At 37.0% G+C, this 19408-nt stretch carries 18 protein-coding genes and 1 tRNA gene; 3 read left to right on the top strand and 16 right to left on the bottom strand.

Going from position 1 to position 19408, the window contains the following annotated elements:
• Positions 1–256 precede the first annotated feature (256 nt).
• The 5 genes from ABH942_RS07120 to ABH942_RS07100 all read right to left on the bottom strand — a co-directional run bounded on the left by ABH942_RS07120 (position 257) and on the right by ABH942_RS07100 (position 4721).
• Positions 257–1963, bottom strand: coding sequence for a M56 family metallopeptidase (locus tag ABH942_RS07120; protein WP_370030557.1), 1707 nt, complete (start codon positions 1961–1963; stop codon positions 257–259).
• Positions 1960–2331, bottom strand: coding sequence for a BlaI/MecI/CopY family transcriptional regulator (locus ABH942_RS07115; RefSeq protein ID WP_370030555.1), 372 nt, complete (start codon positions 2329–2331; stop codon positions 1960–1962). The genes ABH942_RS07120 and ABH942_RS07115 overlap by 4 nt, the downstream gene beginning before the upstream one ends.
• 5 nt (positions 2332–2336) lie before the next feature.
• Positions 2337–2714 carry a hypothetical protein gene (locus ABH942_RS07110; protein WP_370030553.1) on the bottom strand — a complete coding sequence of 126 codons (378 nt, stop codon included), beginning with the start codon at positions 2712–2714 and terminating at the stop codon, positions 2337–2339.
• A 203-nt stretch (positions 2715–2917) separates the two neighbouring features.
• Positions 2918–3328 carry an energy transducer TonB gene (locus ABH942_RS07105; RefSeq protein ID WP_370030550.1) on the bottom strand — a complete coding sequence of 137 codons (411 nt, stop codon included), beginning with the start codon at positions 3326–3328 and terminating at the stop codon, positions 2918–2920.
• Between the two features lie 4 nt (positions 3329–3332).
• Entirely contained in the window at positions 3333–4721 is a 1389-nt protein-coding gene (locus ABH942_RS07100; protein ID WP_370030548.1) for a dipeptidase, read from the bottom strand.
• 139 nt (positions 4722–4860) lie between these two features.
• Between ABH942_RS07100 and ABH942_RS07095 the strand changes: the two genes are divergently transcribed.
• Together ABH942_RS07095 and ABH942_RS07090 are read left to right on the top strand one after the other, a co-directional pair.
• Positions 4861–4942, top strand: a tRNA-Leu gene (locus tag ABH942_RS07095).
• A gap of 193 nt (positions 4943–5135) precedes the next feature.
• Complete coding sequence (locus tag ABH942_RS07090; protein WP_370030546.1) at positions 5136–7277, top strand: M3 family metallopeptidase; 2142 nt, start codon at positions 5136–5138, stop codon at positions 7275–7277.
• A 37-nt stretch (positions 7278–7314) separates the two neighbouring features.
• Here ABH942_RS07090 and ABH942_RS07085 read toward each other — a convergent pair whose 3' ends face one another.
• From ABH942_RS07085 to ABH942_RS07065, 5 genes are all read right to left on the bottom strand, one after another.
• Positions 7315–7677 carry a nuclear transport factor 2 family protein gene (locus ABH942_RS07085; RefSeq protein WP_140000784.1) on the bottom strand — a complete coding sequence of 121 codons (363 nt, stop codon included), beginning with the start codon at positions 7675–7677 and terminating at the stop codon, positions 7315–7317.
• A 71-nt stretch (positions 7678–7748) separates the two neighbouring features.
• Complete coding sequence (locus ABH942_RS07080; protein ID WP_370030544.1) at positions 7749–8648, bottom strand: pseudouridine synthase; 900 nt, start codon at positions 8646–8648, stop codon at positions 7749–7751.
• A gap of 62 nt (positions 8649–8710) precedes the next feature.
• Positions 8711–9670: a geranylgeranylglycerol-phosphate geranylgeranyltransferase gene (locus ABH942_RS07075; RefSeq protein WP_370030542.1), complete on the bottom strand. Its 960-nt coding sequence runs from the start codon at positions 9668–9670 to the stop codon at positions 8711–8713.
• An 86-nt stretch (positions 9671–9756) separates the two neighbouring features.
• Positions 9757–10695 carry a mevalonate kinase gene (locus ABH942_RS07070; protein WP_370030539.1) on the bottom strand — a complete coding sequence of 313 codons (939 nt, stop codon included), beginning with the start codon at positions 10693–10695 and terminating at the stop codon, positions 9757–9759.
• Between the two features lie 24 nt (positions 10696–10719).
• Positions 10720–11802, bottom strand: coding sequence for a diphosphomevalonate/mevalonate 3,5-bisphosphate decarboxylase family protein (locus ABH942_RS07065; RefSeq protein WP_370030537.1), 1083 nt, complete (start codon positions 11800–11802; stop codon positions 10720–10722).
• A 97-nt stretch (positions 11803–11899) separates the two neighbouring features.
• On the opposite strand from ABH942_RS07065, the gene ABH942_RS07060 reads away from it, so the two are divergent.
• On the top strand, positions 11900–12379 hold the full coding sequence (locus ABH942_RS07060) for a TspO/MBR family protein (protein ID WP_370030535.1): 480 nt from the start codon (positions 11900–11902) through the stop codon (positions 12377–12379).
• A 16-nt stretch (positions 12380–12395) separates the two neighbouring features.
• Here ABH942_RS07060 and ABH942_RS07055 read toward each other — a convergent pair whose 3' ends face one another.
• From ABH942_RS07055 to ABH942_RS07030, 6 genes are all read right to left on the bottom strand, one after another.
• Positions 12396–13622, bottom strand: a complete 1227-nt coding sequence (locus ABH942_RS07055; RefSeq protein WP_370030533.1) for an NAD(P)/FAD-dependent oxidoreductase — start codon at positions 13620–13622, stop codon at positions 12396–12398.
• Positions 13619–14305 carry a glycerophosphodiester phosphodiesterase gene (locus tag ABH942_RS07050; RefSeq protein ID WP_370030531.1) on the bottom strand — a complete coding sequence of 229 codons (687 nt, stop codon included), beginning with the start codon at positions 14303–14305 and terminating at the stop codon, positions 13619–13621. Before ABH942_RS07050 ends, ABH942_RS07055 begins: the two co-directional genes overlap by 4 nt.
• A 259-nt stretch (positions 14306–14564) precedes the next feature.
• Positions 14565–15431 (bottom strand): cupin-like domain-containing protein, encoded by an 867-nt coding sequence (locus ABH942_RS07045; protein WP_370030529.1) that lies wholly within the window; start codon positions 15429–15431, stop codon positions 14565–14567.
• A 78-nt stretch (positions 15432–15509) separates the two neighbouring features.
• Complete coding sequence (locus tag ABH942_RS07040; protein ID WP_370030527.1) at positions 15510–16946, bottom strand: alpha-amylase family glycosyl hydrolase; 1437 nt, start codon at positions 16944–16946, stop codon at positions 15510–15512.
• A 43-nt stretch (positions 16947–16989) separates the two neighbouring features.
• Positions 16990–17367, bottom strand: coding sequence for a GxxExxY protein (locus ABH942_RS07035; protein WP_370030525.1), 378 nt, complete (start codon positions 17365–17367; stop codon positions 16990–16992).
• Positions 17368–17551: 184 nt separating this feature from the next.
• On the bottom strand, positions 17552–19396 hold the full coding sequence (locus tag ABH942_RS07030) for a glycoside hydrolase family 13 protein (protein ID WP_370030523.1): 1845 nt from the start codon (positions 19394–19396) through the stop codon (positions 17552–17554).
• Positions 19397–19408 lie beyond the last annotated feature (12 nt).

Here is a 19408-nt window from a genome sequence, read left to right as displayed (position 1 = left end):
TTGATGATGATGTCTGCAAAAGTAACGCCAATTTTTAAAGAATGTTATAAAATGTTGATATGTTTTGGCTTAGGGATAAAAAAATCCGCCTATAAGGCGGATTTATGATGGAGACTATAATTTTAACTAACTACAAATTTTTCCCTTTTGTATTTATGAGACTCCCCATCTGTCAAATACTTTTTATCCGCTTTTGACAGCATCTTTTATTTTCAGAAACTGAAGTGTTAGAATTGATTCCGTTTCTTTATGGCTTTTATTTCTTGATTATTTTATCGAAAATCTCAATCTTATCCAATGGATATTTAGCTGGAGCCTTATCCATTTGTTTTTTATCAAAATAGGCATGTGTATAAAAAGTGAATTGGTAAGGCTGCGGATGCTTTTGAGTTCTTGCATTTTTTGCAACAGAACTTCCAGAGAAAAAGGCAATATCAGACGGGCTGTATTTATTCAGTTCGCTGTTTGGGACATATACTTCATTAATCCAAATGGCATATTTTTTCGAATTCTTATATTCTTCAAGTTCTGCTGCAGTTGGAGATTTCTTCACAGTTCCTTGAGGGATCCTCAGGTGTGGTTTAAAGCGTTCTTTTTCTTTTGCTGTTAATTCATCGTAAGTTTTGTCTAAAATAATGTCTTTGCCTTGCAGTCTGTCTTTTGTCCATGTTCCGGTTTTATAAATAATAAACCGTACTCCTTTAAAGTAAGCTGCTTCATTGGTCTGGTTGTTTTTATTTTTCCAATGGGAAATAGGCAGATTCATTTCGCTGTCTTTGACGCGTTCTCCATTAATCCAAACTTCTGTTTCTTTGTCGCCAGAAGAAGGGCCTGCTGTACAAGTAGCAGACATTGTTGTCTGAGCATTAGCAGAAGTATTTTCTATAGAGGCAACTTCATTAGTTTGGTTGTTTTTATTCTTCCAATTAGAAAGAGGCAGATTCATTTCACTGTCTTTGACACGTTCTCCATTAATCCAAACTTCTGTTTCTTTGTCACTGGAAGAAGGATCTGCTGTACAAGTAGCAGACATTGCAGTCTGAGCATTAGCAGGAGTATTTTCTATACACGAAACCAATAATAGTCCTGATAAAATTGGCGCTAAGGCTATTTTTTTGAGCAGCGCTCTTGATTTTGATGTGGTTTTAGTCATCATAATTAATCGTTTTTTTGTTACTGAAAAATTTAAATTACTGGCCAAGTAAAAGTTGCTGTTCCAAGATGCCTTTTCGATAAGCAGATTTTGGTAAAATGGAACATTTTTATGAGATTCTACCACGTTTTCGTCTGCTAGAAATTCGTGGTTGAGTTGTATTGCTTTTTTGTAAAAGACCAATATCGGATTGAACCAAAATAAGGTCTTCAATATTTCAATGAATAGCACATCGTAAGTATGTTTCTGTTTTACGTGTGCCAATTCGTGTGTATATAATTCTTCCTGTATCTTATGGCTGTTAAAATCATCTTCGTTTATGAAAATGTATTTTAAGAACGTATGTGGCAGCTGTTCTTCTTTGGATAAGACCAATGTGGAACAATTAAAGGCAACCCTTCGGCTTTTCTTAGCTTTCAGGATAAGGCTGTAAATGTTTTTTCCAAATCGGATGACCAGAAATGTCGTAGCCAGTGCGTATAAACTCCAAAGAACAACCGGCAAATAATTCGTTTCAGCTTCTTGGACTGTAGCGACTCTGGAGGCGATGGCTTGATCTTGAGATGGTATCAAAATTGGAGCCGGAGCCGGAACCGGAGTTGGAGCCGGAGCCAATTGGGATACTAAAGGTTTTGGTAAGGATTCAACCGCTACTTCAATTGTAATAAAAGGAATTGCAAAAGAAAGGACTAGGCTGAATAAAAGATAAAACCTATTGAATGTGTGCATTTTTTCTTTTTCTAAAAAAAGATAATAGATGCCTAATAGTACGGTCAGGCTGACGGTCGATTTTATGATGAAGTCTGTCATTTTTTCTTTTTTTGAAGTTCTTTGTCAATAATCTTCTGGAGTTCCTCCAATTCTGTTTGTGTCAGATTCGTTTCTTTCGTAAAGAAAGAAGCAAATTGTGAGGCTGAATTGTTAAAGAAATTTTTAATCAGCCCGTTTACGTGTTTAGAAAAATAATCAGATTTTTCTACCAAAGGATAATATTCCCTTGAGTTGCCAATTTCATTATAAGCTACAAATTTTTTATCGGCCATTCTCTTTAATAAAGTGGCTATGGTTGTTGTAGCTGGTTTTGGATCCGGATAACATTCAAGCAGGTCTTTCATAAAGCCTTTTTCTAGTTTCCAAAGATGCTGCATCAATTGTTCTTCTGAGTTGGATAATTGCATGGTTTTTATTGTTGTATTTCTATTTCGTTAATTACACTGCCGTTTTCGTAAGTTCTGATTCCTAATAGTTGGCCATTATCATCATAAAATTTCCAATCACCAGTATAATACCAATGGACTAGCTTTTCGGTTAGAGCCATTTTTGTGTCTCCTTCTGTCATTACCTTGCCGTTTTCATAATAATAAATAGTATGACAGATTTCATCTTTATACTTTTCTTTTCGGACTAACTTCTTATCAGAAAACTGCCGATGAACACCTTTTCCAATTCCATTTCTAAATCGTCCAACGCTTTTATATATTTTACCGTCTATCGTATCAAATTCAACCCATCTCCCAACACGTTCATTATTTCGAATTCGATTGGTCTTACAACCTATCATTGTCAAAAAGAATACCAGTACTAAAATTTTGGGCGCTATTTTTATAATCCTCATTCTCGATTTTTGTAAATACTCTACAAATGTAGAAATAAAATTCAATTCTACAAGTGTAGAGCAGATTTTTTTTGAAATAAAAAAATCCGCTCATTTCTGAACGGATTTTTATTGGATTTATAATGAACTATCAGGCTAATTTTTTGTCCTTAATTAGAATTCAAACTAATTTTTAGTTGGTGTGCAAATTCTATAGGATTTCCATTAACATCATAAGCAGGAGTCCATTTGGGCATATTTTTTAAAAGTTTGACTGCCGCTTCGGCAGATCCATAACCAAGATCATTTATAACGTTAATGCTAGTTACATTACCTTGTGTATCAATTATAAAATCTACTAGCATTACTCCGTTTCCTTTGAAATTTTTAGGTATTACATAGTTTTTCTGTGCATATTGATACATAGACATTTTATGATCACCTCCTTGAAATTTAGGAAAAATAGCTACTTTGTTTTCGGGAATAGATGTAGGATTTTGAACTGCTTTAGTTTCCTGAGCAATACAAGCCATTGAAAAGGTCATTGATAAAACTACACTAAATAGAATTTTTTTAAGCATATATTTATTTCGACAATTCCACAAAATACTTGTAAAACAAAGGAATAGTCTCAATTCCTTTTAGATAATTGAATACACCAAAATGTTCATTAGGCGAGTGGATGGCATCGCTATCCAAACCGAATCCCATTAAAATGGTCTTGCTTTTTAATTCTTTTTCAAACAAGGCTACAATCGGAATACTTCCTCCGGAACGAACAGGGATTGGCTGTACGCCAAAACTTTCGTTATAGGCTTTTGCAGCAGCCTGGTAACCTATACTGTCAATTGGAGTTACATAACCTTGTCCGCCGTGATGTGGCTTTACTTTTACTGTTACGCCGCTTGGAGCAATACTTTCAAAGTGTTTTGTAAACAATTCCGTAATTTCATGCCAATCCTGGTTTGGAACCAAACGCATTGAAATTTTAGCATAGGCTTTGCTTGCAATAACTGTTTTTGCACCTTCTCCGGTATAACCTCCCCAGATTCCATTGACATCCAGAGTAGGGCGGATAGAGTTTCTTTCGTTTGTCGTATAGCCTTTTTCGCCATAGATGTCGTTAAGATCAAGCGCTTTTTTATAAGCCTCCAAAGAGAAAGGCGCTTTCGCCATTTCAGCTCTTTCAGCATCCGAAAGTTCTTCTACCTTGTCATAGAATCCCGGAATCGTGATGTGGTTGTTTTCATCATGAAGCGAGGCAATCATTTTTGCCAGTACGTTAATCGGATTCGCTACAGCTCCGCCATATAAACCTGAATGTAAATCGCGATTTGGTCCTGTAACTTCAACTTCTACATAGCTCAATCCTCGTAATCCTGTCGTAATCGATGGCTGTGTATTGGAAATCATTCCCGTATCCGAAATCAGAATTACGTCATTTTTAAGTTTTTCCTGGTTTCTTTCTACAAACCAGCTTAGGCTTGCCGAACCTACTTCTTCTTCGCCTTCAATCATGAATTTTACATTACATGGCAGGTTGTTGGTCTGTACCATATATTCCAATGCCTTAACGTGCATGTACATCTGTCCTTTGTCGTCGCAGGCACCTCTGGCAAAAATGGCGCCTTCAGGATGTAGCTCTGTTTTTTTGATAACAGGTTCAAAAGGAGGCGAAGTCCATAAATCCAAAGGATCTGGCGGCTGTACGTCATAATGTCCGTAAACCAGCACCGTTGGAAGGTTTTTATCGATTATTTTTTCTCCGTAAACAATAGGATATCCTGGTGTGTCGCAAATTTCAACAAAATCGCAGCCTGCTTTTTCCAGGCTTGCTTTGACAGCATTAGCAGTATCGATAACATCTTGTGAATAGGCAGAATCTGCACTCACAGATGGAATCTTCAGTAAATCAATAAGTTCGTTGAGGAAACGTTCTTTGTTTTTCTGAACGTAATCTTTTAAAGTATCCATGAAAGGTAAAATTGATATGTTGTTTGCCAAAAATACAAAAAAAGAATTTTTATTTTTTTTTAATTTTTTATTTGAAAGTTCAAAACTATGATTATATTTGCACCTCGATTGAGACAATAGTCGAAATCAACTGTCTACTGCGGGTATGGTGAAATTGGTAGACACGCCAGACTTAGGATCTGGTGCCGCAAGGTGTGTAGGTTCGAGTCCTATTACCCGCACAAAAAGATAGCCTGTTTGCAAAGCAAACAGGCTTTTTTGTTTTCTTCAAATTGTTGTTCAAGACTCTTTTTTGAGAATTGTCTTTCTAAAAACCTATTGTAAAGGCAAAGACACTTTTTGGTTTAATTAACATTCATGAGACTGCTTAAAAAGCCATTTTGTGCTAAATTTACGCTTCAATAAATTTTTTAGATGAGAAAAAAATCCTTTTTCATTTTGTTGGCTATTGGAAATATGCTGACAATTGAAGCGCAAGAAAACAAGCAAAATATGAATCCGTTTTTTCAACCGTATAGTACGCCATACGAAGTCCCACCGTTTGATAAGATTAAAAATGAACATTTTAAGCCGGCTATTTTAGAAGGAATAAAAAGACACGAAGCCGAAATCAATGCTATTGCAAACAATACGGTAGCTCCTACTTTTGAAAATACCATATTAGCTATGGAAAATGCAGGAGAACTGTTGTCGAATGTGAATATTGTATTCTCCAACCTGAACGGAGCCAATACGAACGAGGAAATGCAAAAAATAGCCAAAGAGGTTTCTCCAAACCTGGCGGCTCACAGCGATAATATTTACCTGAATGAAAAATTATTCGCAAGAGTAAAAGCGATCTGGGACAAAAAAGAATCTTTAGGATTGAATCTTGAGCAGGCAAAAATTCTTGAAAACCTGCATAAAGCATTTGTGAGAAGTGGTGCAAATTTAGCCACTGCTGATAAAGATAAGCTCCGCAAGATAAACGCAGAACTTTCGATGACTTCTTTAAAATATGGACAGAATATATTGGCTGAAACCAACAAATATGAGTTGGTAATCACAGACAAAAAAGATTTGGCCGGATTGCCTCAGGAATTGATAAATACTGCGGCCGACGATGCAAAAGCAAAAGGAAAAGAAGGGAAGTGGGTTTTTACGCTTTCAAATTCAAGCGTGATGCCGTTTCTTCAATACAGTTCGAACAGAAAACTACGCCAGGAAATCTGGAATGCTTACCAAACACGCGGCAATCATGATGATGCGTTGGATAACAAAGAAAACGCAATCAAGCTGGCCAACCTTCGAGGAGAAAAGGCAAGGTTGTTAGGTTACAAATCCCATGCGGCTTATGTATTGGAAGAATCGATGGCTAAAAATCCTGAGAATGTTGCCAAACTTTTGAATGATTTATGGAAGCCTGCTTTGGCGATTGCTAAGACAGAAGCATCAGATATTCAGAAAATGATGGCTAAAGATGGAGTCAAAGATAAAGTGAAGCCTTACGATTGGAGATACTATACTGAAAAAATCAGGAAGCAACGTTTTGATTTGGATGAACAGGAATTGAAACCTTATTTTAGTCTTGATAACGCTAGAAATGGTATTTTTCAGGTGACTGAAAAGTTATACGGTTTGAAATTTAAACAACTGAATGATGTGCCAAAATACAATGATGAGGTTACGGTTTGGGAAGTTACGGAAGCAGACGGATCGCATGTAGGGATCTTGTATATGGATTTCTTTCCAAGAGCTTCTAAAAGAGGCGGTGCCTGGATGACATCTTACAGAAGTCAGAAAACAGTTGACGGGAAAAGAAAAGCTCCGGTGATTTCTATTGTATGTAATTTTACAAAACCAACAGGCGATATGCCAGCGTTGTTGACATTTGATGAGGTTACTACTTTCTTCCACGAATTTGGCCATGCATTGCACGGATTACTTTCGAATGTTACTTATAAAAGTCTTGCAGGTACTAGCGTGCCAAGAGATTTTGTTGAACTGCCATCACAGATTATGGAAAACTGGGCTGCCGAACCTGAAGTTTTAAAAATGTATGCGAAACATTATAAGACAGGTGAAGTTATTCCGGATGCGCTGATCCAAAAATTACAGAAATCAGGAACTTTTGACCAGGGCTTTGCAACAGTAGAATATCTTGCAGCTTCTTTTCTGGATATGGATTACCATACACAGACGGCTCCAATTCAATTGGATGCCAATTCATTTGAGAAAAATTCCATGAAAAAAATTGGGCTGATCGATGCGATTATTCCAAGATATAGAAGTACGTATTTCAGCCATATTTTTTCTGGAGGCTATTCTTCTGGTTATTACAGCTATATCTGGTCGGGAGTTTTGGATACGGATGCTTTTGAGGCTTTTAAAACGACAGATCTTTTCAATCCGGAGAAAGCACAATTGTTCCGAAAAAATGTACTTGAAAAAGGAGGAACTGAAGACCCTATGGTTTTGTATAAGCGATTCCGTGGAGCCGAACCAAGTGTGGAACCACTATTAAGAAAACGTGGACTCGATAAGAAAGAAGAACCTTCTAAAAAGATTAGAGGTTAATAAAAAAGAAAAAGCCCTTGACAACAAGGGCTTTTTTTTATCCGTGATAGACTCGCGAAGCGATAATCTTTCCGTTTTTTACTTCTAATACTTCCGCAACTAACATATCGTCTTCACCGTCAACGGTTCTTACATATTCCATAAAAACACGATCGTTGTTGGGTGTCAGAGAAGTGACCTTATAATGCAAAGAAGGAAGGCGCTCAAAAGCATCTTTCCACCATTCGCGAAGGGCTTGTTTTCCTGTTACGTATCCGTTGGTTTCAGGTTTCCTGATTTTTAACTTCGGACTGAAATGTTTTGCTTCGTCGTCATATAGGTCTAAAAGTTTTTCGAGTTGGTGTGAGTTGAATGCATCAAACCATTTAAATGCGATAGATTGCAATATTTCGGGAGTCATAGTATTTTTTTTGATAGAGGCAAAGCTACAAAAACAAAAAATCCCAAACTTGATTTTGGGATTTAGTTGTATTATATATTTTTCAAATTGATAATTTCCTGTTCTGTCAGGAACCTCCAATTTCCTCTTGGGAGATTTTTCTTGGTAAGACCGGCAAAAACTACACGGTCAATTCTAAGCACATCGTAGCCAAGATGCTCAAAAATATGACGAACTACTTTTACGTTAGCCGTACGTAATTTCAATCCGATTTCGCTTTTTGGTTCATCGTCAATATAGCTGATTTCCTCAACATTAACACGATGATTATCTATCGTCATGCCTTTTTCGATTTTTTCCAAATCTTCAAACTTCAGGTTTTTATCTAATGATACCTGATAGATTTTTGAAGATTTTTGATTCGGGATAGTGAATTTTCTAATCATGTCTGTATCGTTTGTAAACAATAACAAACCTGTTGTGTTTTTATCCATACGGCCTACAGGCGACAAAACAGCTTTTGTAGCACCTTTAACTAATTCCGAAACATTTCTGTGTTCAAAACCTTCATCTAAAGAGGTGGTGAAGTTTTTCGGCTTGTTTAGCAAAATGTATTCTTTCTTTTCAGGTGTCAGTAAAGAACCGTCAAAATTTACTACATCGGTAGCTTTGACAAGATATCCCATTTCAGTAACGGTAACTCCGTTTACTTTTACATTTCCGGATTGTATATAAATATCAGCATCACGACGAGAACATACTCCCGAATTTGAGATGTATTTGTTCAAGCGCATTTCATCTGCTGCTTTTTGTCTTTTTGGAGCCTGGTTTGGTTTTTTCTCAGTTTTTTCAGCAGCTGACTCAACAGCAGGCTTGTTTTTTTTAGGTCCTTGGGCTCTTTTTGGCAATGGCGGTTTTGATTTTCCAAAACTGCTTTTTCCTCCTGGTCTGTTTGAGGCATTGCGTCTGTTGCCTCCTTCATTCTTGTTCATTCGCGTCTAAATTTGTGCAAAGATAGCGAATTGGCGGCTTTAAAAGCCCATGGAAGTGAAAGTTAGCAAAAATTGATAGCCAAAAGGATTTTCTTTCCGTGCCAAAGTACGGCCGGTTCTATTAATACGATACAGAAAACACCTGCTACGATAATGAATTTTAATAGATTGTGAAGTTTTAGGAATTCATTACGGGTATTTGATTTCCATAGCTTCAATAGGAAAAAAATCAGTGTCATCAGACAGATATAGAAATAGATAACCATATAGCCTACTTCATAAATGTCTACTAAAACATAGACTGGAATGACGGTAAGGATGGTCAATACTGTAATGACTTTCTTTGATACGGATTCACCATATACCACAGGAATTGTTTTGTAATCGCTGACAAAATCTCCTTTCATATTTTCAAGATCCTTAACCATTTCCCGAATCAGGATGAGTAAAAACAAGAAGCTTGCATGGCCAAAGATAATTCCTATTTTCTGCCAGTCGTATTCTTGATATTGTCCTTTGAAAAAATACAAAAGGATTCCAAAGAATGGGAAGATGGCCAATAGTGAAGCGGTTAGGTTTCCAATTATAGGATATTTTTTAAGTTTATGGGAATAGAACCAGATAAGGAAAATATAAGCCGAATAAAAAATGCTGACTCTCCATGAAACAAAATAAGCAAGGAAAACAGCCAGAAAGTTTAAGCCGAAATAGACATATAGTTTGGTTTTTTGGCTTACGAGCCTATCCAACATCGATTTATTTGGCCTATTGATTAAATCTTTCTGAGCATCATAAAAGTTGTTGATAATATAGCCTGAGGCAATACAAAAACTGGAAACCAAGACAAGAATAAAAAGATTGATATCTAAAATAACATCTAATGCTCTTGTGTTTTCCGGAGCCAATATGAATATTGCTGAAAGGTACTGCGCAAGAACAATAACAGGAATGTTATAGCCGCGTACTACAGAAAACAAACTGATAATTTTCATTACTAGAAGTTTGTTTTTTCTGCTTAACATGTCAGGTATACTATTTTGAGTTTGAGGTAAAAAATACTATGCCATATCCTAACGGCTCGCTTTTATGAATGGAGTGGGTGTTTTGGCTAAAACTGATAGACTACTTCTAATTTGTAATCTTTCAGAGCTTCTTTCGCCTTGTCATAATCATGCGTAAACCCAAGAATATAGCCTCCTCCTCCTGAACCACATAGTTTCAGGTAATAGTCATTCGAATCCAATCCTTTTTGCCATATTCCATGGAATTGTTCCGGAATCATAGGCTTGAAATTGTTTAGGACAACTTTGGAAAGTTTTTTAGTGTTGGAAAGCAATGATTTGACGTCGCCATGAAGGAAATCATCAATGCTGGCGTCTGTATATTTCACGAACTGGTTTTTGACCATGGCTCTAAAGCCTTTGTCTTTTAGGCTTTCCATGAAAATGCTTACCATTGGGGCAGTTTCTTTTACCATTCCGGAATCCAATAAAAATACGGCTCCTTTTCCTTCCAGACTTTGGGTAGGAATTCCGGTAGCCTCAATATTATCGTGCGAATTGATAAGTATAGGAATGCTCAGATAGCTGTTTAGCGGATCTAATCCGGAGCTTGTTCCATGGAAAAAAGATTCCATTTTTGAGAAAATCTGTTTCAGTTTCAGCAGCTTTTCACGTGTCAGGTTTTCGAGAACCGTGATTTTGTTTTCGGCATACTGGTCATAAACGGCAGCAACTAAAGCGCCGCTGCTTCCAATTCCGTATCCTTGTGGGATACTGGAATCAAAATACATTCCGGCTTCAACATTTCGTTTTAGCAGCTCAATATTAAAAGTTACCAATTCCGGATTTTCCTGCTGCATGGTCTCAAGATAAGCCACAAAGCGTTTCAGGCTGGCATTGGATTTTTGGGCTTCATCAGTATGATTGTTATCTACTTTCAATCCGCCATTGAAAAAATTATAGGGAATGGACAAACCTCGGGAACCTTTATTAATAGCGTGTTCACCGAAGAGTAATATTTTTGAGTAAAATAATGGTCCTTTCATGTCTGCTCTTGAATTTTGTTAAAATTACAATTTTTTTGCGCCAAATCCAATTTCATCGCAAATATATTGCGAGTTTTGGCAAAAGCCAACTAATTCATTCTTAATTAATTCTAAAACTTTATCTCTAACGTTTTCGGGATATAAGATATGGACATTGGCTCCAGCATCTAACGTGAAACATACCGGAATATTGGTTTCGTTTCTAAATTTCCATATACGGTTAATGATTTCCAGCGTATTAGGTTTCATCAGTATATAATACGGCATAGAAGTCAGCATCATGGCGTGCAGGGTTAAGGCTTCACTTTCTACAATCTTGATGAATTCCTGCAAATCGCCTGATTCCAGTATGGTTTTTATTTTGGATAGGTTTACATGAGCCTGCTCAAATCGTTTTTCGGCATACGGGTGATTATGCATCAGGTCATGCCCAACGGTACTTGAGACTTGCTTTTCGCCTTTATCGACCAGTAAAATAGTATCTTGATAGTTCTTGAAATTAGTATGGACGGAACCAGAGAATTCTATTCCGAATAAGTCTGAACTTCCTTCGGTTTCTTTATGATTTCCCCAAGTAACAATGTTTCCTTTTACGCTTCGACAAGCACTGCCCGAACCTAATCTTGCCAAGAAAGAAGCCTTTTGATTGAAGTAATCTTCGGTCATTTCAGGATTCAATTCCTTTTCAATACTCATCAGGTTTACGGCAAGAGCTGCCATTCCTGAAGCAGAAGAGGCAATTCCGGAACTATGAGGAAACGTATTTTCGGTATTTATAGTAAAATGATATTCTTTTAGAAACGGAAGATAAGTCTCGATTCTTTCAAAGAATTTCTGGATTTTTGGTTTAAAATCGTCTTTTGGTTTTCCTTCAAATAGCAGGTCAAATGAAAAATTTCCATCCGGATTTTTTTTCTCAAACGACAAGGAAGTAATGGTTTTGCATTGGTTGAGCGTAAAACTTATCGACGGGTTAGCAGGAATCTGATTGTCCTTTTTTCCCCAATATTTTACCAGAGCGATATTGCTTGGTGCGCTCCATTTGAAATCTCCTTTTTCTATCGAATGGGTATATCCCGACGGAATAAAATCCTTTTCCGAAATCATAGTTTATGAATTTGTGCAAAGATACTTTTTTTGCCCAAATCGCAGTCTGCATTAGGGCTAATCTGTGAAAATAACTAATTTTGTTAAAAAAGCAAAAATGAACAGATACAAGCGAATTTTAGTTTTAACAGCAACATGCCTGGCGATAGGTTATTTTTCAAGTCTGGTTACCCGACCAGCAGTAGAAAGCTGGTATCCGTTGATTGAAAAGCCAAGCTTTAACCCGCCAAATTGGATTTTTGCTCCGGTCTGGACTATTCTTTATGTTATGATGGGAATAGCGGGCGGATTGGTTTGGCATGAAATTGATTCTCCAAGAAAAGAAGAAGTCAAAAAGGGCATGCTGTTTTTTGCCATCCAATTAGCGTTGAATGCTTTATGGTCGTATTTGTTTTTTGGGCTCAAAAACCCATTGCTTGCCTTGTTTGAGATTGTCTTACTTTGGCTGATGATTTATGAAACCTATATCAAATTCGCCAAAATAAACCGATTCTCAGGATATTTATTTATTCCGTATCTGTTTTGGGTAGGCTTTGCTATGGTGTTGAATGCCAGTATATGGTGGCTGAATCAATAAAAGGTTGCTTTTAATGCTATTGGGTAATAGCGTTTGCTACGATAAATCCGCTAGTCCATGCATTTTGGAAATTAAATCCACCAGTAATCGCGTCGATATTGGTAATTTCTCCTGCAAAAAATAAATTTGGATGTATTTTGCTTTCCATTGTCTTGAAATTGATTTCTTTTAATTCAATTCCTCCAGCGGTAACAAATTCTTCCTTAAAAGTACTTTTTCCATTGACCTGGAATTGTGCCTTTGTCAATTGGTTTGCCAAATTCTGCAATTGGTTTTTGGATAAATCGGCCCATTTTGTTTCTTCTGAAATTCCTGAAGCCAAAACCAGGCTTTCCCATAAACGGTTTGGAAAATCAAATGGAGATTTTTTCGATACTGCTTTTTTGGAATGATCCAGTTTCAATTCCTTTAAAGTAGATTCGGCTTCTTCCGTATCGATATCATTGAGCCAATTGACGAAAATGGTAAACTGGTAGTTTTTCTCAAATAAAATTCGTGCTCCCCAAGCGGATAGTTTCAAGATTGCCGGGCCGCTCATTCCCCAATGCGTTACCAGTAAAGGTCCGGTTGAGGTCAGTTTGGTGTCTTTGACTTTTACAGAAACTTGTGCCGAAACGCCAGGCAGTTCTTTGATGCGGGGATCTTTTATATTAAATGTAAATAAGGATGGCACCGGGCTTACGATGGAATGCCCAAATTCTTGAAGCGTATCCCACATTTTTGGATTGCTTCCTGTAGCCAGCACTAATTTTTCGCAGTAATACTGCTGATTTTGGGTTTCTATTTTCCAGAAACTTTCTTCAGATGTTTCTGATTTATAGATGGATTGTACGCTTTGTCCGGTCAATACCTGTATTCCTAATTTTTTTGTTGCAGTCGTAAAGCAGTCGATAATGGTTTGTGATGAATTGGAAACGGGAAACATGCGTCCGTCATCTTCAATTTTTAATTCGACGCCGTGTTTTTCAAACCATTCAATAGTGTCGCCTGAGCAGAACTGATGAAACGGACCGCGAAGTTCCTTTTCACCACGGGGATAAAATTTTACCAATTCATTTGGTACAAAACAAGCGTGTGTTACATTGCATCGTCCGCCGCCAGAAATACGCACTTTTGTCAGGACTTCTTTGCCTCGTTCCAATATGGCGATTTTCAGTTTCGGATTTTTTTCAGCACAATTTATGGCAGTAAAAAAACCTCCGGCTCCTCCGCCAACGATGATTATGTCGAAATTAGGGTTCATATTCTTTCAGGGAAATCGGTAATGATTCCATCAACATTATACATTTTTATTCTCTCAATATCATCAATTTCATTGACTGTCCAGGTATAAACTTTAAGACCTGATTTTTGTGCCTGCTGTACGTTTTCTTCTGTCAGAAGGCTGAAATGGGGATGTATTGCTTTTGCAGAAAAAGCGGATGCCCATTCTAAGGCTTGTGCCACGCTTGCCTGAGATAGTACACCTAAATGTACTTTAGGATTGATGGTGTACATCATTTCAAGTTCTTCTCTTTGAAAGCTGGAAACAATAAAGTTTTCGTAGCTGTAGTCTTTTTCAAGAATATACTTTTCAATAAGATGCGATACAGATTTTGCTGTATGCTGGCCTTTTAGCTCAATATTGATAAGGCAGTTTTTGCCAGCCAATTCTATCACTTCTTCTAACGTAGGGATTTCAATATGTTCGTTGATACGCAATGCTTTTATTTCAGAAAGTGTCAACTCAGAAATAGCACCAGTGCCATTAGTAGTCCTGTCTGCCGTAAAATCATGGATAACGACCAGCTCGCCCGTCTTGCAGATATGGACATCCAATTCGATTCCGTCAGCATGCAGATCTAATGCTTTTTGGAATGAAGGAAGCGTATTTTCAGGTTCGTGGCCTTTGGCACCGCGATGTCCTATATTGAGTATTTTTTTCAAGACTGACTTTTAATTGGTAAAAGTAAAGTTTTTGGCTCTGCCTGACAAAAGTTTAGGCTATTATAGGGAATTTTACGCTAATCTATATTCCATGCTTTGCAGCTCTGCGCCTTTGGGTGAAAATAATTGCTCGCAAAGGCGGAGCCGCAAAGTTCATAAAGGAAATTTCGTGTTTTGTGCTGATTGATAATGATTTTTTGACAATCTAAATTATCTGTAGCTTAAAAAAGAAATGCCCTGCGTGATACAGGGCATTTTATTATTTTTTCAGCAGTGCATTGGTTCTGCGAATGGCTTCGGCATCTTTATAATCCAGCCAGGCTTGTCCTTTGCGTTTTCGCATCCAGTTGTCATAATAACGGATGACTGCAACGTTCGCCAAACCTTTGAGCAGGTTGCTTGGCCTTCCGGCTAAGGAACGCAAACTTAATGAAAAACCAGGTGTTAGGTATTTCATATAATGCCACCAACCTTCAGGCATATAAAGCATTTCGCCATGTTGCAGATTGGTTATGTAAGGCTTTACCATTTTGAGTGCCGGGAATTTTTCAAAATCGGGATTGTCGAAATCTATATCTTCATTGCAAATCCAGGAATAGGGAAGACGGTACATGTATTTCGTTTCTTTTGGATCAACGAGAACACATTGTTTTTTTCCTTCAAAATGGATATGGAAAATATTAGGGAAGTCAATATCATAATGCATAAAAACTTTGGCATCTTGTCCGCCAAAGAAAACCAATGGCAGGCTTTTTATCAATCGAAGTCCTAATTGAGGCCATCTCATGTCAGATTTCATTGAAGGCACATCTTTCATCAGGTTGTACAGAAAAATACGCAGGTCAGTCGGGCCTTTTTCAAGAATGTCGATATATTCCGACATCGTCATTTTGAAATCCGGCTCGTTTACTTTTTTTGTATAATCCGTTTTCCTGCTGTCATAAAGAGGGACTGTCTTATCGCCGGCTACTTCTCTCAGAAATTTGAAATTCCACTTGGAAAAAGCAGGCCAGTCTTCAATCTGATTGGTAATTACTACTGGTTTTTGAGGCTTATAATAGTTTTCGATAAACTCTTTCTTTGTAAGTCTTTCAACCCTTTCTATTTCTATATATTCAAAGGCCATGTTTAAAAATGCTAAGTTGTTTCTAAGGAACTACTAAATTAGCATTTTTAAACATTCTAAATAATAATTATCGTTTTTTTATTTAACCAAAATATAATATTGCCAAGGCTTGAAGCTGAACTTCTGGTCTTTTGCCAATGTTATTTTTTCGCCAGTCATATAATTGGTAAATGTACCTTCGATTGGAGCTGTGAATTGCTGATCTTTTTTGGAAAGGTTTCCGATAAATAAAACTTTTTGATTTTCTTTTTCTCTTTCAAAAGCAAGTACATTGGTATCGTTTGAAGTTGCCAAACGTTTGAAAGAAGCCGCGTTTTTCCCACCATTCAGAGCAATATTGTTGTTTTTCAATTCGCCTAGTTTTTCATAAATAGGGAACATTTTTGCCTTAGCTTTCGGAATTGAATCTTTTTCGAAGAATTTCAATCGGTGTTTAAGGTCATATTCTTGACCTGTATAAATAAGTGGCATTCCTGGCATTAAGTAGGTAAGTGCTGTAAAAGCTTCTACACCATCGCCCATTCTTTCATATTCGGTTCCGTTCCATGAATTTTCATCATGATTTGACGTAAAGTTCATGAAAATATCATTCTTCTCGTATTCTTTCGCGATTTTATCAAATACGTTGTCCAGGTCTTTAACTGTTTTTGTTCCTTTGTTAATGGCGTTCATTACGTGGTGTGCTTCCCAGCCATATCCCATATCAAAAAGTCCGTCTTTTAAAAGATAATTTTTGTTTGATTCCATCAACATAAAAATCGGTTTGGCTTTTCGTAGCTCAGGAATTGCTTTTTGCCAGAATTCGGCAGGAACATTATCGGCAACATCACAACGGAAACCGTCTATGTTTTCTTCTTTTATCCAGTATAACATTTCGTTTTCCATGGCTTTGTGAAGTTCCTTATTGGCGTAATCCAAATGAGCAACATCAGTCCATCCCCATGATTTTCCTGTTTCCGGATTAAGCGGATCAGTTACTTCCCCTTTTGCATTTTTTTGGTAGTATTCCGGATGTTCCGTAATCCATTTATGATCCCATCCGGTGTGGTTGGCTACCCAATCAAGGATAACATACATACCGTTTTCATGGGCTGTTTTTACAAGATTTCTGAAATCTTCTTTGGTCCCGTAATCTGGATTGATCGCTGTATAGTCTGATATAGCATAAGCACTTCCTAAATATTTGGCCTTTTCTTTTGGGTCTTTAATGTCTTCTACGGAAAGTTCTCCGGTAGCTTTCCTGTTTTTCATCGAAATAGGATAGATAGGCATCAGCCAGATGATTTTTACACCCAATTTTTTCAATTCAGGAATATCTTTCGTAAAAGCATTAAAAGTTCCTTCAGGTGAATATTGACGAATATTGGCTTCATAAATAACCGCATTTTCTGCTGTTGCATCCGTTATTGGGGCAAGAGTTTCTGTTTTTGCAGTTGTTGTATTGTCTGTTTTTTTATCGTCTTTGCAGCTGATAAAGGCTGTTAGCGTTAGTGCCAGTAAGATTGTTTTTTTCATAGACATTGTTTTTTGTTCTCGCAAAGTCGCAGAGACGCAAAGATTATAAGTCGTTTACTATTCTTTTAATTCCGTTTTTAATTAAGGGCTCGTTAAAGTTGATTAGCAATCCCAATTTTAATCCTGTTATCTTTAGATAGGTCAGTACTTGTTTTAAATGTACCTGCGCAATCTCTGTAACAGATTTTATTTCTATGAGGACTAAATTTTCTACAATTATATCTGCTCTGAAACCGATGTTCATCGTTATATCATTCCAGATTACGGGTAGCGATTTTTGTCTTTCAACTCTCAATCCCATTTCAGTAAGTTCATAGACTAAAATTGTTTCATAGACACTTTCTAGAAGTCCAGGTCCTAACTTTGTATGGATTTCGAAACATAAATTAACTATGATTCGAGATAATTCGTTTTCTTTCATTTTGGCGGATATTAATTATTTTATGGCGTTTAATTTTTTATGCAAGAGACTTGAGTTACAAGGAATCTTATGCAATTTATGAAATTTTGTTCTTCTGCATTTTGATAAGATTCTCACTGTTTCTTACAATAGGCGCTTAGTGGCAAAGAGAGAAAAAACTTTGCGTCTCTGCGTCTTTGTGAGATTATTTTAATTCTAAGATCAACACTGATTTACTATCGATAGTCACATCTTCTTTTATGTTAATCGATTTTCCTGTCAGTACATCTTTTCCTGATGTAAAATTTTTGATGTTTTCCTGAAAACGGCCCGTTTTGAATGTTTTTGCCTGAGCAGCATTGTTGATGATTACCATTACGGTTTCATTGTCGTCATATCTGAAATAAACATATACGTTGTCTTCCGGGATATAATGTGTCATCTTACCAGAATGGATAACAGATTTTCCTTTTCTCCATTGGAATAATTTTGAAGAAAAATCGAAAAACTTGGCTTGCTCTTCTGTTCTTCCTGCTTTGGTAAAGGCATTGTTTTTGTCGCCTGCCCATCCTCCTGGAAAATCCTGACGGATATCGGCATCACCTTTTGCCTTGTCACCTGCCATTCCAATTTCTGATCCGTAATAGATTTGCGGAATTCCACGCACGGTAGCAATTATTGTCATTGCCATCTGGTATTTCTTAAAATCGTTTTTGTAGATATGGTTAAACCTTCCGGTATCGTGATTTTCTACAAAAGTCAGAAGATTGTTTACGTTAGGATATAAGAAATCATTTGCAAAATTATCGTAAACCTTAATCATTCCATCATTCCATGTGGCTTTGTCTTCGTTGAACACATTCCCGAAAGCATCATGTAATGTAAAATCCATAACGCTTGGCAGGTAGGAGTTATAGCTCTGTATCGCACTGATTGGGCTGTCTTTTTGCCAATACGACATTTGTGCCTGGTCGTGCATCCAGACTTCGCCTACAATATTGAAATAAGGATATTCGTCAGTAATGGCTTTGGTCCATTTTGCAATCCCAATTTTGTCATTATAAGAATAGGTGTCGACTCTGAATCCATCCAAATCGGCATATTCAATCCACCAGATAGCATTTTGTATAAGGTAATTCAGTACTAAAGGATTGGATTGGTTCAAATCGGGCATGGAAGGAACAAACCAGCCGTCCATACAATTTTTGGTATCAATAGCAGAAGCATTGGTATCAAATTGCGTTGTCATTCTATAATTAGATTGTGAAAATCCTGGGAATTGGTGAATCCAATCATACGTAGGAAGGTCTTTATACATCCAGTGTTCTGCGCCCCAATGGTTGGTAACATAATCCTTGATGAGTTTCATGTTACGCTTTTTCAATTCCGCAGAAAGGCGTACATATTCTTCATTGGTTCCATAACGGGGATCAATCTTGTAAACATCAGATTGTCCGTAGGTATGGTACGAATGAACTTTATCATTATCTTCACAAAGCGGCGTACTCCAAAGTGCTGTTACGCCTAATTCTTCTAAATAGTCGAGGTGTTTTATGATTCCTTCAATATCTCCGCCATGACGTCCACCAGGAAGGCTTCGGTCTGCTTTTTCATTCAGCGATTTGTCGGTATCGTTGTCTGGATTTCCATTAGCGAAACGATCCGGCATGATGAGATACATTAAATCAGATGAATCGAAGCTTTTTCGTTCAGCTGAATTTTTACGTCTTGCTTTCAGTGAATATTTTTTTGTAAAGGCTACCTTGTTTTTGTTTTTGAATGAAAAGACAAAATCAGAAGCAGGAATATTTTTTGTGTCGATTGTAATGAAAATGTAGTTAGGGTTTTCAGTTTTTACCACGTTTTTGATAACCACATTGTTGGAAACGGAGGTTTCATACTGTGCTATATTTTTCCCGTAAAACATAATCTGAAGTTCAGGGTTATGCATTCCGGCGTACCAGAAAGGAGGCTCGATCTTATCGATTTGGGCGAAAGCAGAAATAGATAAAAGCAGCACTAACAGGTTTATTTTTTTTGTAAAATTCATTGTTTTGTTTTT

Source organism: Flavobacterium sp. 28YEA47A (genome assembly GCF_041262125.1).
Classification (GTDB): domain Bacteria; phylum Bacteroidota; class Bacteroidia; order Flavobacteriales; family Flavobacteriaceae; genus Flavobacterium.
The sequence above is the reverse complement of the archived record's forward strand: the minus strand, read 5'-3'. Positions and strand labels throughout refer to the sequence as shown.